Below are 16197 nucleotides of genomic sequence, written 5' to 3'. Positions count from 1 at the left end.
GCAACCACTTCCCAATCACTTACAAGTCCCCCGTGCCAGCCTCCCCGCGTGACGCAAATCTCGCCAGAGATCGCCCCGGCGGCCCCGCCGGGCTCCCACCCGGGGACTCTCACCGCCCTGCTGCGCCTGCGCGCCGCCACCCTGCCCGACGTCGCGCCGCACGTCTACGTGCTCGACGACCAGCACCTCATCGCCGTCACGCACGCCCAGCTCGACCAGCGCGCCCAGGCGGTCGCCGCGGCGCTGCGAGGGCTGGCCGCGCCCGGCGACCGGGTGCTGCTCGCCTACGACACCGGCCCCGACTTCGCCGACGCCTTCTTCGGCTGCCTGTACGCCGGCGTGCTGCCGGTCCCGGTGCCGCCCCCAGCCGGCGGGGCGCTCAGCGAGCGCTTCGAGGCCGTCGCGCTCGACTGCGACCCGCGCCTCGTGCTCACCACCAGCGGGCTCGCCCCGCTCGTCGAAGGCGCTCTGGCCACCGACCAACTGCCCGACCTGCCGTTCGAGCCGTTACCCGCCGACCCGGAGGCGGTGGCCTACCTGCAGTACACCGCGGGGACGACGGGAGCTCCCCGCGGCGTCGCGATCACCCACGGCGGGGCCTTCGCCAACCTCGCCCAGATCACCGAGCTGTCGGGAGCCGGCCCGCACGACCGCATGGTGGCCTGGCTGCCGCTCTTCCACGACATGGGCCTGGGCGCCCAGTTGCTCATGCCGATGTACGCCGGCTACGACTGCTGGATGATGCAGCCGCTGGCCTTCGTCCGGCGGCCCCAGGAGTGGCTGCGGCTCCTGTCCGACCTGGGCGCGACCTGCACCGCCACGCCGGGCTTCGGCCTGCGGATGGCGCTGCGCAAGACCACACCCGAGCAGCGCGCCGGGCTGGACCTGAGCGGGCTGCGCGTCGTCCTGGTCGGGGCCGAGCCGCTGTACGCCGACGACCTCGACCGCTTCCTCGCCGCCACCGGGATCTCCCCGGACGCGCTCTTCCCCTCGTACGGCCTGGCCGAGGGGGCCTTCATGGTCTCCGGCGGGGGTCGCGCCGTCCTGGAGGCCGACACCGCCGCCCTGGCCTGGGGCCGCCTGGCGCCCGGACGCGGCCGGCGCGTGCGCGGCTCGGGCCGGGTGCTGCCCGGCACCACCGTGCAGATCGCCGACCCGGTCACCGGCCGGCCGCTGGAGCCGGGCGAGATCGGGGAGATCGTCATCGACGGCCCCGCCGTCACCCCCGGCTACTGGAACGAGCCACCCAGGCACGGGCCGCTGCCCACCGGCGACCTGGGCGCCTTCCACGACGGCGAGCTGTACGTGCTGGGCCGCGTCGAGGACTCCTTCCTGCGCGACGGCCGCGTCCACCACGCCCACGACGTGGAACGCACCATCGCCGAGGTCTGCGGCGACCACGTCCGCGCGGCCGTCTTCGCCGGCGAGCACCAGGTCGTCGCGGTCGTCGAGATGGCCGACGGCCCCGACCCCGCCCCGGCCGTCTGGGAGCGGCACGGCCTGGAGCTCAAGGTCGTCACCGTCAAGCGCGGCGGCGTCCCGGTCACCACCAGCGGCAAGCCCCGCCGGGACGCGGCCCGCGCGGCGGTGCGGTGATGCGCACCCGACCCGCCGGAGCGTGGGCGCTGCCCGTGATCTGCGTCGCCCAGCTCATCCTGGTGCTCGACGTCACCATCGTGAACGTCGCGCTGCCCTCCATCCAGCAGGGCCTGGGCTTCGACCCGGCCGACCTGGCCTGGGTCACCACCGCCTACACGCTGCCCTACGGCGGCCTGCTGCTGCTCGGCGGGCGGCTGGGCGACCTGCTCGGCCGCCGCCGCACCTTCCTGGCCGGCGTGGCCGTCTTCACCCTCGCCTCGCTGCTCGGCGGCCTGGTCGACGAGCCCGGCCCGCTGATCGCCGCCCGGGCGCTCCAGGGCGTCGGCGCCGCGCTCACCTCGCCGTCGGCGCTGTCGCTGCTGCACAGCGCCTACCCAGAAGGACCCGCGCGGCATCGCGCGCTGGCCGTGTACGGGGCGCTGTCCGGGGTGGGGGTCGCGCTCGGGCTGCTGTCCGGTGGCCTGCTCACCGAGTTCCTGTCCTGGCGCTGGGTGATGCTGGTCAACGTGCCGATCGGGCTGCTCGTGCTGGTGCTCGCGCCGCTGTGCGTGCCGGTCCCGGCCCGCTCGCCGCGCCGACTCGACCTGCCCGGCGTCCTGCTGGGCACCGCCGGCCTGGTCACCCTGGCGTACGGCCTGAGCCGCCCGGCCGAGCACGGCTGGGACGACGGCCCCACCCTGGTGGTGCTCGCCGCGGCGGCCGGCCTGCTGGCGGTGTTCGTCCTGGTCGAGCGGCAGGTGGAGCGGCTCGGCGGGGAACCGGCCATGCCGCTGGCCCTGTGGCGGCACCGCACCAGAGCCGGGGCGTACCTCATCGCGGGGCTCTTCTTCGCCTGCCTGTATCCCGCCTTCTTCTTCCTGACCCGCTTCATCCAGGACGTCCTGGGCTACGGGGCGCTCGAAGCCGGTTGGGCGGCCATGCCCATCGGCGTCGGCACGCTGGTCATCGGGCTGGTGGCCCGGAGGCTGGTCACCCGGGTGCCGCTGGCCGTCCTGGTCGCGGCGGGCGGCGCCTTCGCCGCGCTGGCCGGGCTGTGGCTGGGGCGGCTGGAGCCGGACTCCGGCTACTGGGCCGCGCTCTTCCCGGCGATGGTCGGGCTGTCGGTGGGTGTCGGCTTCGCGCTGGTCGCCAACACGTTGTCGGCGATGACCGAGGTGGCCGAGCGGGACGCGGGACTGGCCTCGGGCGTCCTGGGGACGGCGCAGCAGATCGGCGGCTCGCTCGGGCTGGCGGCCTTCGCCTCGCTGGCGGCGACGCGGTCTAAGGACGAGTTCGGCGAGTGGGTGGCGGCGCATCCGCGCACCGAGCCGGGGACCGCCGTGCTGGACGAGGCGCTGACGTCCGGGTTCAGCCTCGGGTTCGTGCTCACCGCGGGGGCGGCGGGGCTCGCGCTCGTCGTCGCGCTGCTCACTGCGGCCCGGCGGGTCCCCCCGGTGGCCAGGCCCGTCGCGGTGCCGGAGGACGCGCTGGCCACGGTCGTCTTCCGGCGCGTGGAGTGGGACGCCCGCCGCCAGGTCCCCCGCCCGGCCCCTCCGCAGCCCTTCCCTCCGCAGCCAGTCCCTCCCCAGCCCGCCTACCCGCAGCAGCAGGCGGTGCCTCCGCCGTACCCGATGCGGCAGGCCTGGCCGCCGCCGGAGCGGCGGTCATAGGGTGCGGGCCAGCCGGCGGCGGATCCGGGCCAGCGTGCCCGGCCGCTCGGCCTCGGGCAGCAGGCCCACCGCCTCCAGCCGCTGCTTCTTGAAGTAGCGCGCGCTCCCGTGCCGCTCGACCCAGGCCGCGGCGTCCTCCCGCAGCCCGGGCAGGTTCTCCGGCTGCATGCAGTACCCCACCGCCCGCACCAGCCGCGCCAGGTCGAGCTCCGGCGGGCCGGCGAGCACCCCCTCGGGGGTGAGCCGCGGCAGCCACGCGTCGGCGAGCGTGGCCGGGACCCGGTTGCTGTTCTCGTAGGGCCGCAGCCGCTCCAGCACCAGCTCGGTGCCGAGGGTGGCCACCGGCAGCCCGTAGAAGGTGCGCGCGGTGGCCAGCCCGGTGGAGAAGCACCCCGCCACCAGCTTGGGCCGCAGCGCGGTGAAGCACGCCTCGGCCGGCACCGCCCCGCCGGCCACGTGCAGCCGCACCCCGATCTCCTCGGCCGCCTGCCGCAGGAGCTGCGTGGGCCGCCGCCCGGCCGCCGGGTGCGGCTTGAAGACCACGGTGGAGTGCCCGAGCGCCGCCACCCCGCGCAGCAGCCCGGCGTGCAGCTCCGCCTCCTCCTCCAGGGTCAGCAGGTCGAGCGCGGACAGGTACTGCCCGAGGATCATCGCGTCCGCCGCCAGCATGTCCGGCGCGGTGCGCGCGACCTGCTCGACGACCGCCTCGAAGGCCGCCCCCGGCACCGGTACGGCAGGCACGCCGTACTCGGTGAGCAGCAACGGCACCAGCCCCGGCACCAGGTCGAGGTGGAGCAGCCGGCTGATCCGCCGGTGGATCTCGGCCGGCAGCGGATCGCGCGTCGGCCCGTAACTCATCAGCCCGTCGGCGTAGACGGTGATCGGGCAGTCGCGGATCAGCCCCGCGATGGTCCGCGCCGGGGTGACCGCGATCGACTCCAGCACCAGCTCCTCGACCTGGTCGAGCCGCAGATGCGAGGCGAGCAGCCGCTCCAGCATCGGCACCTCGATGACCCGGGCCCGCCAGTCGGCCGGATGCAGCGGCGCGATCAGCTCGTTCCAGGAGACGATCTCGTCGAAGCGCTCGCGCAGCACGGCGAAGCCCGGCGCCTGGTCGAGCGGGACGGCCACCTCGGGGATGGCCGCGTTGGTCGAGACGATGAGCACCCGCCGCCCGGCCGCGGGCAGCAGCCCGGCGTCCTGCGCCGCCGCCAGCGTCATCGCCCCGTACAGGGTCGAGGCGTAGAAGACGGTCGTCATGCCAGATCCTCCCTCTCCCGGCGCACCCGCCGGCCGGCGGGCACGAGCTCGGGCACCAGCCCGCGCAGGATCGCCTCGCGCTCGGCGGTCATCCCGGCGACCGAGGCGGAGACCACCTCGCCCGGCAGCCGCCGCACCAGCTCGGCGCCGCGCTCGGCGAAGGCGGCGCGCAGCTCCGGCGTGAGCCGCTCCGACAGCTCCAGGTGGTGGGCCAGCAGGGCGCAGAAGTTGCGCACCGCCTTGGGCAGGTACGCCTCCTCCACCTCCTTGAAGACCAGCTCGAAGGCGTCGAAGAAGTGCAGTTGCCGCTCGTCGCCCACCTGGGTGAGCGAGCCGGCCACCTGCCGGCGGTAGAAGACCCCGGCCAGCGAGACCGCCGCGAAGGAGGCGGCCTCGCGGTGCAGCCGCCAGATCCACGGCCGGTCCTCGGCGGTGTGCAGCGAGCCGGGGAAGCGCAGCAGGTCGCCCAGCGAGCGCTTGTAGATCCCGGCCCAGGCGTAGGGATAGTCGACCATCGTCCGGACGTGCGCGGGCATGATGTGCTCGGCCGGGTTCAGGACCCGCCCGCGCACGGTCAGCGGCGCGCGGTGCAGCACCCGCTTGCGCCCCTCGGCCTGCACGTGGTCGGTCCGCACGAAGTCGCAGTCCAGCCCGTCGATCGCGGCGACCAGCCTGGCCAGGTAGCCCGGCGCCAGCCAGTCGTCGCCGTCCATGAAGGTCACCAGCCGCCCGGAGGCGGCCTCCAGCCCGGCGTTGCGCGCGTCGGCCAGGCCCTTGGGCCGCTCGTGCCGCAGCACGCTCAGCCCGGGCAGGTCCGACTCGGCGAGGATCTCCGGGGTGGCGTCCACCGAGCCGTCGTCGACCACGAGCACCTCGAAGTCGGGCCGGCTGTTGCGGGCCAGCGAGGCGAGCGCGTCCTCGATGAAGCGCTCGCCGTCGCGGATGGGGACGATCACCGAGAGCGTCGGCGCCATCAGACGGTGATACGGCGCAGCCGGGCCTTCGGGGCCTCCTCGCCCGGGAAGACGCGCTTGATGCCGTCGCCCATCGCCTGCTCGATCACCCGGATGTCGCGCACCAGGTGCTCCAGCCCGGTCGGCTCCAGCGAGGCGGCGTGGTCGCTGCCCCACATCGTGCGGTCGAGGGTGATGTGCCGCTCCACCGTCACCGCGCCGAGCGTCACCGCGGCCAGCGAGATCTGCAGGCCGCGCTCGTGCCCGGAATAGCCGACCGGCAGGCCGTACCGCTCGCGCAGCGTGGTGATCGCCCGCAGGTTCGCCTCCTCGGGCGGCAGCGGGTAGGTGCTGGTGGCGTGCATCAGGACCAGCGGGTTGCCGCCCAGGATCTCGACCGCCTGGTCGATCTCGCTGAGCGTCGACATGCCGGTGGACAGGATGATCGGCTTGCCGGTCGCGGCCAGCGCGCGCAGCAGCTCGTGGTCGGCGACGCTGGCCGAGGCGACCTTGTGCACCTCGACCTCCATCTCCTCCAGGAAGTGCACGCTGGGCACGTCCCACGGCGAGGCGAACCACTGCAGGCCGCGCTTGTAGGAGTGCGCGGCGATCTCCCGGTACTCGTCCGCCCCGAACTCGGTGCGGATCTTGTACTCCAGGTAGGTCATCTCGCCCCACGGCGTCTGGCGGATCTGGTCGCGCTGCTCGACCGGGACGCAGATCTCCGGGGTGCGCTTCTGGAACTTCACCGCCTGGCAGCCGGCTTCGGCCGCCACGTCGATCAGTTGCTTGGCGATCTCGACGTCGCCGTTGTGGTTGATGCCGATCTCGGCGATCACGTACACCGGCTGGCCCTCGCCGACCAGCACGTCGCCGATCGCCACCGGCCCGAGCCGGCGGGTGCGCGCCGGAGCCGGCGCGGCCTCGGGCTCCGGCTCCGGCCGCGCGGCCAGGATCCGGTCGCACAGCTCGCGTACGGCTCCCGAGCCGCCCGGGGTGGACAGCACCACCCGCGCGGTCGCCCGCACCCGCGGATGCGCGTCGGGCGTGGCCACCGGCCAGCCGACCAGCCCCATCGGGCCCAGGTCGTTGACGTCGTTGCCGACGTAGGCCACCCGCGCCGGGTCCAGGCCCTCGATCGCCAGCCAATCGCGCAGCACCGTGCGCTTGTCGGTCAGGCCCTGCAGCACCGGCACGCCCAGCTTGCGGGCGCGGGCGCTGACCACCGGGTTCTGCTCGGTCGACATGACCAGCACCTTCACCCCGGCGCGGCGCAGCAGCGAGACGCCCATCCCGTCCGAGCGGCTGACCAGGACCATCTCGCGGCCCTCGGAGTCGACGTAGGCGCGGTCGTCGGTGTGCACGCCGTCGAAGTCGGTGATCACCGCGTCCACGTCGATCGGCTCGGGGTGGTCCACGAACGGGGCCAGGGCGCGCACGATCTCCAGGTCGGCCGGCTCGTCCACCTCGACCGCGTGCCCGGCCGGGACCGGCTGCACGACGACCTCGCCGAAGAAGCGGTGACCGTGCTCGCGCAGGCCCGCCGTACGCATGACGTAGAAGGCGCCGGTCTCGCGGTAGTGCGGCTCGCGCTGCTGGCGCGGCAGCCGCACCGACGGGTCGTGGTTGACGCCCGCGCCGGCCACGGTCCACAGGAACTCGTGCGTCGGCGTGCCGGAGAAGACCACGTCGGCCTCGCCCTCCAGCACCCGGCGCACGCCCTCGTCCAGGTCGGCCGGGTCGATGAAGGCGCTGGTGCACTGGACCAGCAGCACGACCTCCGGATCCTGGCCGCGGGCGTCGAGCGCGTGCAGCAGCGCCGACTCGCTGGAGGCGGTCGCGCCGCTCAGCTCCGCCGGACGCTCGACGACGGTGGCCCCGGCCTCGCGGGCCACCCGGGCGATCTCCTCGTGATCGGTGCTGACGACGACCTCGTCGATCAGACCGGCGTGCAGACAGGCCCTGATAGCCCTGGTCACGAGCGGCAGGCCGCCCACCGTCGCCAGGTTCTTCAGGGGGATGCCCGCCGAACCTCCACGGGCTGGAATGACGGCCAGGACTCGCAACGTGACTCCCTACGGTTTCCTCGAAGTGTCAAGGAACCTAGCCACGCAATCCGACCTCGCCGGGTGGACGGGCTGAACTGCCCGTTAACTCTCCGTGCTATCTCCGCCTGACTCCGTGTGCGGTCCGTGCCTGACTCGCGGTCCTGTTCACGGCCGACTCTCCGGGGCTTCCGGGCTCACCGGGCGGTAGCGCAGCTCGGGCCGCCCTGGCCCGCCGTACTGCGGGGCCCGGCGGGCCACCCCCGTCTCCAGCAGGTGCTCCAGATACCGGCGCGCGGTCACCCGCGACACCCCGAGCGCGGCCCCGGCCTCCTGCGCGGACACCCCCTCCGGTGTACGGCGGAGCAGTGCCACCACGGCGTCGAGCGTCTCCTGCGTCATCCCCTTGGGCAGCGCCGCCGCCGCGCCCCCGCTGAGGGCGGCCAGCGCCCGGTCCACCTCGCCCTGCCCGGCCGCCTGCCCCTCGCTCGCCCGGAAGGCCGCGTACCGGGTCAGCTTCTCGCGCAGCGTCGCGAAGGTGAACGGCTTGAGCAGGTACTGGGCGATCCCGGCCGACACCGCCGAGCGCACCATCGCCAGATCCCGCGCCGAGGTCACCGCGATCACGTCGCACGCCAGCCCCGCCGCCCGGATCGAGCGGCACACCTCCAGCCCGTGCATGTCCGGCAGGTACAGATCCAGCAGCACCAGATCCACCCGGTGCCCGCCCAGGAAGCGCAGCGCCTCCGCGCCCGTCCGGGCCACCCCGACCACCTCGAACCCCGGGACCCGGCCCACGTAGACGCGATTGGCCTCCGCGGTGATCTCCTCGTCCTCCACGACCAGGACCTTGTGCGTCACAGCGTGCAGCGTAGTCTGCGGGCATGACGCATTCGCACGACGACGGCGTGACCTGCGACCTCGCCCACGGGACGGGCTCGGCCGGCGCGCCGGGGCGGCGGGTGCTCGTCGCGGTCTTCGCCTCACCGGTGGCCGACTGCCTGCTGCGCTTCGCCGCCGACCTGGACTACGAGACCCACCTGTACGACCCCGCCGCGGCACCCGCCCACCCGGGCTCCCCGGCTGCCCCCGCCTCACCGCCGCCTGCCACGCCGTCTCCCGCGGCACCTTCTTCTGCCGCGCCGTCTCCCGCGGCACCTTCTGGTGAGCCGTCTGCCGCGGCACCTTCTTCTAGTGCGCTGTCTCCTGCGGCATTTTCATCTGCCGCGCCGGGTCCCGGGCTCTCCGGGGTCCCTGCCCTCCAGGTCCTTCCCGAGCTGACCGGTGCGGACGTCGTGCTGACCGACCACCACCGCCCCGAGATCGGCCCCGTCCTGCGCGACCTCCTCCAGAGCCGGGCCCGCTGGATCGGCATCATGGGCAGCCCCCGCCACACCGCCCCCCACGTCGCCGCCCTCACCGCCCTGGGCGTCCCGGAGGCCGACATCGCCCGCGTCCACCGCCCCATCGGCCTCAACATCGGCTCCCGCACCCCGGCCGAGATCGCCCTGGCCACCCTCGCCGGCCTCATCGCCGACCGCAACCACCGCCCCGGCGGCTTCATCTTCTGACGGCCCCAAGGCTTCTGAACGGCTTCTGAACGGCTTCCGAGACTTCCAAGCGGCTTCCAGGGCTTCTGACCGGCCTCCGCGGCGTCTGAAAGGCTCCCCAGACGGGCCCACGGTGACCCCGGTTATCCACAGCCACCCGCCAACCCCGCACACCCGTCCCGCGAGTTGCCTACGATGGCGCCCGTGACTTCCACCTCCTCCACCTCCACCCCTCAGGCCACCGAGGTCCTGCGCCGCGTCTTCGGCTACGACTCCTTCCGCGAAGGCCAGCAGGAGATCATCGAGCACGTCGTAGCCGGCGGCGACGCCTTGGTCCTGATGCCCACCGGCGGCGGAAAGTCGCTCTGCTACCAGATCCCGGCCCTGGTCCGCCCGGGCACCGGCGTGGTCGTCTCCCCGCTCATCGCCCTCATGCAGGACCAGGTCGACGCCCTGCGAGCCCTGGGCGTCCGGGCCGGCTTCCTCAACTCCACCCAGGAGTTCGGCGACCGCGAGGTGACCGAGGCCGAGTACCTCGCCGGCGAGCTCGACCTCCTCTACCTCGCCCCCGAGCGGCTGCGTTCCGAGCAGACCCTGCAGTTCCTCTCGCGCGGGAAGATCGCCCTGTTCGCCATCGACGAGGCGCACTGCGTCTCCCAGTGGGGCCACGACTTCCGCCCCGACTACCTGCGGCTGTCCGCCCTGCACGAGCGCTGGCCCGACGTCCCGCGCATCGCCCTGACTGCGACGGCCACCCCCGCCACCCACGCCGAGATCGCCCAGCGCCTCGGCCTGGAGCAGGCCCGCCACCTGGTCGCCGGCTTCGACCGGCCCAACATCCGCTACCACATCGAGCCCAAGCAAGAGCCCAAGCGCCAGCTCCTGCGGCTGCTGCGCACCGAGCACGACGGCGACGCCGGCATCGTCTACTGCCTGTCCCGCTCCTCGGTCGAGAAGATCGCGCTCTTCCTCCAGGAGAACGGCATCCCGGCTCTGCCGTACCACGCGGGTCTCGACGCCGCCACGCGCGCCGCCCACCAGTCCCGCTTCCTGCGCGAGGACGGCCTGGTCATGGTCGCCACCATCGCCTTCGGCATGGGCATCGACAAGCCCGACGTCCGCTTCGTCGCCCACCTCGACCTGCCCAAGTCCGTCGAGGGCTACTACCAGGAGACCGGCCGCGCCGGCCGGGACGGCCTGCCCGCCACCGCCTGGATGGCCTACGGCCTGCAGGACGTCGTGCAGCTCCGCAAGCTGTCCACCGAGGGCGACGAGACCCACCGCCGCCGCCAGCTCGACCAGCTCGACGCCATGCTCGCCCTCTGCGAGACCGTCGACTGCCGCCGCGTCCGCCTTCTGGCCTACTTCGGCCAGGACGGCTCGCCGTGCGGCAACTGCGACACCTGCCTCACCCCGCCCGCCACCTGGGACGCCACCGTCCCGGCGCAGAAGCTCCTGTCGACCGTCCTGCGCCTGCAGCGCGAGCGCAACCAGCGCTTCGGCGCCGGACACCTCATCGACATCCTGCTCGGGAAGAAGACCGAGAAGGTCCTGCAGTTCGACCACGCCTCGCTGACCGTCTTCGGCGTCGGCACCGAGCTCTCCGAGGCCGAATGGCGGGCCGTCGTCCGCCAGCTCCTCGCCCTCGGCCTGCTCACCGTCGAGGGCGAGTACGGCACCCTGTCCCTCACGCCAGAGTCCGCCCCCGTCCTGCGCGGCGAGCGTCCCCTCAGCCTTCGCCGTGACCCCACGCCCCGTAAGCCCGACCGTTCGGCCAAGCCCGGCGGCTCCTCCGCCAAGCCCGCCGCCGACCTCGCCCCCGAGGCCGCCTCCCTCTTCGACCGCCTCCGCGCCTGGCGCGCCGCCACCGCCAAGGAGCAGGGCGTCCCGGCCTACGTCGTCTTCCACGACGCCACCCTCCGCGAGATCGCCTCCACCCACCCCACCACCCTGGGCGAACTCTCTGGGATCAGCGGCGTGGGCGAGAACAAGCTCACCAAGTACGGCGAAGCCATCCTCACCGTCCTGGAGGACCAGCCTTAACCCACCCAACCACCCCTCAGCCCCCCGCTTCCCCAGCTCGGGGTCCCCGCCTCCGGGTCCCCAGCTTCGGGGTCCCCAGCTTCGGGGTCCCCAGCTTCGGGGTCCCCAGCTTCGGGGTCCCCGCCTCCAGAGCCCCGGGCCCCCGTCTTCAGGGCCCCCGGGTTCGGGCCCCCGGGTTGGGGGTCTCCGGGTTCCGGGTTCCCTGCCACCCAGGGTTCCCTGCCACCCAGGGTTCCCGGCCCTCACCTCGCAGCCCCTCCAGGGCCGTAGGAGCCGCCCACCCCTCACGGACGACCAGACACCCCAGCCCGCTCATCCCGAGGCAGCAAGACGGTGAAGGTCGACCCATCCACGGTGATGGAACCCCGAAGACGGCGAACAGCGGCACCGACCAGAGCCAACCCAAGCCCGCGACCATCCCCCTTGGTGGTCCACCCACGGGTGAAGGCCGCCGGCGAGGTGAGGCCAGGCCCGTCGTCCCCTACCCGGAGAAGAAGGTCGGTGTCGGTAGCACTGACCAGAACCTCGACGCGGGCAGCGGCGGCGTCGATGGCGTTGTCCAGCAGGTTGCCCACCACGGTGACCAGATCCCGCTCGTACGGCACCGCATCGGGCAGGGCACTCTCGGGCAGGATCGCCAGCTCGATGCCCCGCTCGGCAGCCTCGGCGCTCTTGCCGAGGAGGAGGGCGGCCAGGACGGGTTCCCGGACGGCGCCCACCACCCGGTCGGTGAGGTCCTGGGCGGCGCGCAGCTCGGCGGTGGCGAAGGCGACCGCCTGCTCGGTGCGGCCGAGCTCGACCAGGGTGATGACGGTGTGCAGACGGTTGGCCGCCTCATGGGCCGCGGCCCGCAGGGAGTTGGCGAACCCACGCTCGGCGTCCAGTTGTCCGGCGAGTGCTTGGAGCTCGGTGTGGTCCCGCAGGGTGACCACCGTGCCGTGCCGGCTCGGCGCCCGGCTGACAGCCAGCACCCGATCCCCGACAAGGTGGATCTCGTCGGTCCGGCCACCTGGGCTTGGGGGCTCGGCTGCAGTCGGAGCCTCGGTGGCGGGCCGGGCCTCGGTGGGGGGCGGGGGTTCGGTGTGGTGCGGGGGTTGGCTGTGGGGCGGGGGTTGGCTGTGGGGTGGTGCCGGGAGTTTCGGACAGGCCTGCTCACCAGGGGCGGCCACGTCCGCTGAATCGGGCTGGGGAAGGCGCGGCGGCGGCGGTGAGCCGAGAAGAGCCGGGGCGCGCCGAGGGGGGTCCTCTTTCATGAGATCTGGGGCCAGCCGAGGGGGGTTCTCCTGCGGAAGATCCGGGGCGGGCTGAGGGGGGTCCTGGGTAGGGAGATCCGGGGCGGGCTGAGGGAGGTCCTCCGTGGGGAAATCCGGGGCCAGCCGAGGGAGGTCCGCTGTCGGGAGATGGAGGGTCGACCGATGGGGGTCTTCGGGGGTGGGGAGGCCCAGGGCTGGGAGGGGGTGGCCTTCGGGGTTCGGAGGGAGGTCGAGGAGGGTGCGGGCGGCGTCGTTGCAGAGGATGAGGCGGTCGTCCGGCCCGGCCAGGAGGAGGCCCTCGCGGACGGTGTGCAGGATGGCGTCGTGGTGGTCGTGGATGCGGGCCAGCTCGACCGGGCCAAGACCGTGCGTCTGACGACGGAGGCGGGCGCCGACCAGCCAGGTGCCACAGGTGCCCAGGGCCAGGCCGAGCAGGCCGATGAAGGCGGCCCAGGCGAGCTGGTCACGAAGGCGCGCGGAGATCCGGTCGATGGTGATCCCGGCACTGACCAGCGCGACGACCCGCCCACCGGAGAAGACAGGGGCGACGGCACGCATGGAGGGGCCGAGGGTGCCGGTGTAGGTCTCGGTGAAGGTCTCACCCCGCAGGGCGGGCTCGATGTGGCCGAGGAAACGCTTGCCGATCTGGGCCGGGTTGGGGTGGGTGTAGCGCCGCCCGGTGGGGTCCATGATGGTGATGAAGTCGACCCCGGTCGCCTGCCGTACGGCCTCGGCATGGGGCTGGAGGCGCGCGGGCGCCGAGAGCCCGGCCACGACGTCGGGAGAGGCGGCGACGCCGGCGGCGACGGCACGGGCGGTGCCGGCGGCCTCGTCGGTGAGCAGGTCGTGCGCTTGCACCAGCGCCAGGACGGCACCCCCGGTGACGGTGACGACGACCACCACCAGCTGGAGCGCGAGCATCTGAGCGGCCAGACTCCAGCTCCGCATGACGGCCTCCCCGCGAACGAAACTTACAAAATAGTGACCTACGTCACTGTCGGCAGCAGTATCCGGGCAACCCGAATGTTCGTCCACTGCCTGGGAGACCCGCCATGCGTGACCGCACGCGCTATCTCTACCTGGCCGTCATCGTCGCGGTGCTGGCCGGCATCGTCGTCGGCTTCGTCTGGCCGGAGCTGGGCAAGGAGCTGAAACCGCTCGGCACCGGCTTCGTGAACCTGATCAAGATGATGATCAGCCCGATCATCTTCTGCACCATCGTGCTGGGCGTCGGCTCGGTGTCGAAGGCCGCCCGGGTGGGCAAGGTCGGCGGCCTGGCGCTTGGCTACTTCCTGCTGATGTCCACCGTCGCGCTGGTCATCGGCCTGGTCGTCGGCAACCTGCTGGACCCGGGCGCGGGACTGCAACTGACCGACGCCGCCAAGCAGGCCGCGCAGGCGGAGGCGGCCAAGGGCGGGGAGAGCGACACCGTCACCTTCCTGCTCGGCATCATCCCGACGACGCTGGTGTCGGCCTTCACCGAGGGGCAGGTGCTGCAGACGCTGCTGGTGGCGCTGCTGGCCGGGTTCGCGCTGCAGGCGATGGGCTCGCGCGGCACGCCGATCCTGAACGGCATCGCGCACCTGCAGCGCCTGGTGTTCCGGATCCTGGCCATGATCATGTGGGCCGCGCCGGTCGGCGCGTTCGGCGCGATCGCGGCGGTGGTCGGCTCGACCGGCATCAAGGCGCTGCAGTCGCTGGCGGTCATCATGCTCGGCTTCTACGTGACCTGCCTGCTGTTCGTGGCCGTGGTGCTGGGGCCGCTGCTGTGGGTGGTGGCGCGGGTCAACCTGCTGTCGTTGCTGCGTTACCTCGGGCGGGAGTTCCTGCTGATCCTGTCCACCTCGTCGTCGGAGTCGGCGCTGCCGCGGCTGATCGCCAAGATGGAGCACCTGGGCGTCAGCCGTCCGGTGGTGGGGATCACGGTGCCGACCGGGTACTCGTTCAACCTGGACGGCACGGCGATCTATCTGACGATGGCGACGCTGTTCGTGGCGTCGGCGACCGGGGCGCCGCTGTCGCTGGGGGAGCAGATCTCGCTGCTGGTGTTCATGATCATCGCGTCGAAGGGGGCGGCGGGCGTCACAGGGGCGGGCCTGGCGACCCTCGCGGGCGGGCTGCAGTCGCACCGGCCTGACCTGGTGGACGGGGTGGGGCTGATCGTCGGTATCGACCGGTTCATGTCGGAGGCTCGGGCGTTGACCAACTTCGCGGGGAACGCGGTGGCGACCGTGCTGGTGGGGACGTGGACCGGCGGGTTCGACCGGGAGCGGGCGGCTGAGGTGCTGGCCGGGCGCGATCCGTTCGACGAGGCGACGTTGCTGGATGAGGACGATGACGACGTGCAGGAGGGTGAGGGCGTCGAGGGGCAGGGGGCGCCTGAGCGGCCGGAGGAGGGGCGGGTGGCCGAGAAGGTCTGACCACCGCCGAGGTGGCCGACCCAGGAAGGCTGGGCCAGGAAAGCTGGGGCCGGCGGAGGTTGGGGTCGAGGGCTGTGGTCTGCGCGTGCCGTACAGGAGGCTGGTTGAATCTTGGGCATGCGACAGAGAAGCGGTGTCTTCGGCGAAGCGGTGGGCGAGTACGAGTCGGCGCGGGCCGGATACCCGCCGGAGCTGGTCGCGGATGTGCTGGCGATGGCTCCGGCGGGGCCGGTGCTGGAGGTCGGCGCGGGGACCGGGAAGGCGAGCGTGGCGTTCGCGGCCCGCGGCGTGGACCTGACCTGCGTCGAGCCCGACCCGCGGATGGCCCGCCAGCTCGCCGGACACTGCCCGGGCGCCCGGATCGAGGTGACCAGCTTCGAGGACTACCTCCCCGACCGCGCCTACGCCCTGGTGTTCTCGGCGCAGGCCTGGCACTGGGTGGACCCCGAGCGCCGCTCCGGGCTGGCGCTGGCGGCGCTCGCGCCCGGCGGGGTGCTGGCGCTGTTCTGGAACCGCTACATCCTGGCCGATCCGGAGCTGCGCGAGCGGCTCAAGGAGATCGACGACCGGTTCGGCATCGCCTCCAGCCTCCACCACGCGCCGGAGGACTTCCCCGGTGACCCGTTGCTGGCCGGGGAGGCCGGGTTCCGGGACGCCGCGCATCGTCTCTACCGGCGGGAGGAGCGGTATCCGGCGGCGCGCTATCTCGACCTGATCCGGTCCGTCTCCGCCTACCGGATGCTGGAGAGCGGCGAGCTGGAGGAACTGCTCGGCCTGGTCGCGGCGGAGATCGGCTCGGGCGTGGATCTCGTCCTGGTCACGCAGCTCGACGTGGCCCGTAAGGAGGAGGCGTGAGGGAGGAGCTCGACGGGGTGGAGGTACGGGCCTTCGCCGACGGGCCGGCGTTCGAGGCGTGGCTGGAAGAGCACCACCCGCGCACGGAAGGCGTCTGGGTCAAGGTGGCCAAGAAGGGGTCGGGGATTCCCTCGGTCACCTCGGACGAGCTGGTGGACATCGGGCTGTGCTGGGGGTGGGTGTCGGGGCAGCGCAAGCCGCTGGACGAGGTCCACTACCTGCAGAAGTACGTGCCGCGGCGGCGGCGGAGCGTGTGGTCGCAGGTCAACGTGGACAAGGTCGAGGCGTTGCTGGCGGCCGGGCGGATGCGGGAGCCGGGGCTGGCCGAGGTGCGGGCGGCGCAGGAGGACGGGCGCTGGGACGCGGCCTACGAGTCGCAGCGCACCGCCGCCGCGCCGGCTGAACTGGTGGCCGCGCTGGAGGGGCGGCCGGCGGCGCTGGCGGCTTGGGAGGGGCTGGACAAGGGTGGGCGGTATCTGCTGATGCTGCCGCTGCTGAAGGCTCGGACTCCGGAGGCTCGGGCGGCTCAGGTGGACCGGATCCTCGCCACCCTGGACCCGGCCTGACCGA

The 16197-nt window shown here is 73.2% G+C and carries 12 protein-coding genes; 7 read left to right on the top strand and 5 right to left on the bottom strand.

Annotated elements, in window-relative coordinates; genetic code table 11:
- The first annotated feature begins 48 nt into the window (after positions 1-48).
- Complete coding sequence (locus AB0I67_RS32025; protein WP_357931105.1) at positions 49-1596, top strand: AMP-binding protein; 1548 nt, start codon at positions 49-51, stop codon at positions 1594-1596.
- A complete protein-coding gene (locus AB0I67_RS32020) occupies positions 1596-3248 on the top strand; it encodes an MFS transporter (RefSeq protein WP_357931102.1) in 1653 nt (550 codons plus the stop codon). The genes AB0I67_RS32025 and AB0I67_RS32020 overlap by 1 nt, the downstream gene beginning before the upstream one ends.
- On the opposite strand, the gene AB0I67_RS32015 is transcribed toward AB0I67_RS32020, so the two are convergent.
- From AB0I67_RS32015 to AB0I67_RS32000, 4 genes are all read right to left on the bottom strand, one after another.
- Positions 3243-4508: a polysialyltransferase family glycosyltransferase gene (locus AB0I67_RS32015; protein ID WP_357931100.1), complete on the bottom strand. Its 1266-nt coding sequence runs from the start codon at positions 4506-4508 to the stop codon at positions 3243-3245. The genes AB0I67_RS32020 and AB0I67_RS32015 overlap by 6 nt on opposite strands.
- The gene (locus AB0I67_RS32010; RefSeq protein ID WP_357931098.1) at positions 4505-5482 is read right to left on the bottom strand and encodes a glycosyltransferase family 2 protein; all 978 of its coding nucleotides are present in this window, start codon (positions 5480-5482) and stop codon (positions 4505-4507) included. The genes AB0I67_RS32015 and AB0I67_RS32010 overlap by 4 nt, the downstream gene beginning before the upstream one ends.
- The gene (locus AB0I67_RS32005; RefSeq protein WP_357931095.1) at positions 5482-7527 is read right to left on the bottom strand and encodes an N-acetylneuraminate synthase family protein; all 2046 of its coding nucleotides are present in this window, start codon (positions 7525-7527) and stop codon (positions 5482-5484) included. Before AB0I67_RS32005 ends, AB0I67_RS32010 begins: the two co-directional genes overlap by 1 nt.
- A 147-nt stretch (positions 7528-7674) precedes the next feature.
- The gene (locus AB0I67_RS32000; protein WP_357931092.1) at positions 7675-8367 is read right to left on the bottom strand and encodes a response regulator; all 693 of its coding nucleotides are present in this window, start codon (positions 8365-8367) and stop codon (positions 7675-7677) included.
- Positions 8368-8390: 23 nt separating this feature from the next.
- Here AB0I67_RS32000 and AB0I67_RS31995 point away from each other — a divergent pair, with 23 nt between their 5' ends.
- Both AB0I67_RS31995 and recQ read left to right on the top strand, forming a co-directional pair.
- Positions 8391-9077 carry an XdhC family protein gene (locus tag AB0I67_RS31995; protein WP_357931089.1) on the top strand — a complete coding sequence of 229 codons (687 nt, stop codon included), beginning with the start codon at positions 8391-8393 and terminating at the stop codon, positions 9075-9077.
- Between the two features lie 174 nt (positions 9078-9251).
- Positions 9252-11099 carry a DNA helicase RecQ gene (gene recQ / locus AB0I67_RS31990; RefSeq protein WP_357931086.1) on the top strand — a complete coding sequence of 616 codons (1848 nt, stop codon included), beginning with the start codon at positions 9252-9254 and terminating at the stop codon, positions 11097-11099.
- Between the two features lie 284 nt (positions 11100-11383).
- Here the strand turns inward: recQ and AB0I67_RS31985 are convergent, their stop codons facing one another.
- Positions 11384-13300: an ATP-binding protein gene (locus AB0I67_RS31985; protein ID WP_357931083.1), complete on the bottom strand. Its 1917-nt coding sequence runs from the start codon at positions 13298-13300 to the stop codon at positions 11384-11386.
- Between the two features lie 104 nt (positions 13301-13404).
- Between AB0I67_RS31985 and AB0I67_RS31980 the strand changes: the two genes are divergently transcribed.
- The 3 genes from AB0I67_RS31980 (at position 13405) to AB0I67_RS31970 (ending at position 16193) form a co-directional block, all read left to right on the top strand.
- Positions 13405-14772, top strand: a complete 1368-nt coding sequence (locus AB0I67_RS31980; RefSeq protein ID WP_357931081.1) for a cation:dicarboxylase symporter family transporter — start codon at positions 13405-13407, stop codon at positions 14770-14772.
- A 117-nt stretch (positions 14773-14889) separates the two neighbouring features.
- Entirely contained in the window at positions 14890-15627 is a 738-nt protein-coding gene (locus AB0I67_RS31975) for a class I SAM-dependent methyltransferase (protein WP_357931078.1), read from the top strand.
- Entirely contained in the window at positions 15624-16193 is a 570-nt protein-coding gene (locus AB0I67_RS31970) for a YdeI/OmpD-associated family protein (protein ID WP_357931075.1), read from the top strand. Before AB0I67_RS31975 ends, AB0I67_RS31970 begins: the two co-directional genes overlap by 4 nt.
- Positions 16194-16197: the final 4 nt, after the last annotated feature.

The organism is Nonomuraea sp. NPDC050310 (assembly GCF_040655795.1).
GTDB lineage: Bacteria > Actinomycetota > Actinomycetes > Streptosporangiales > Streptosporangiaceae > Nonomuraea.
This window is presented reverse-complemented; position numbering and strand designations above follow the sequence as displayed.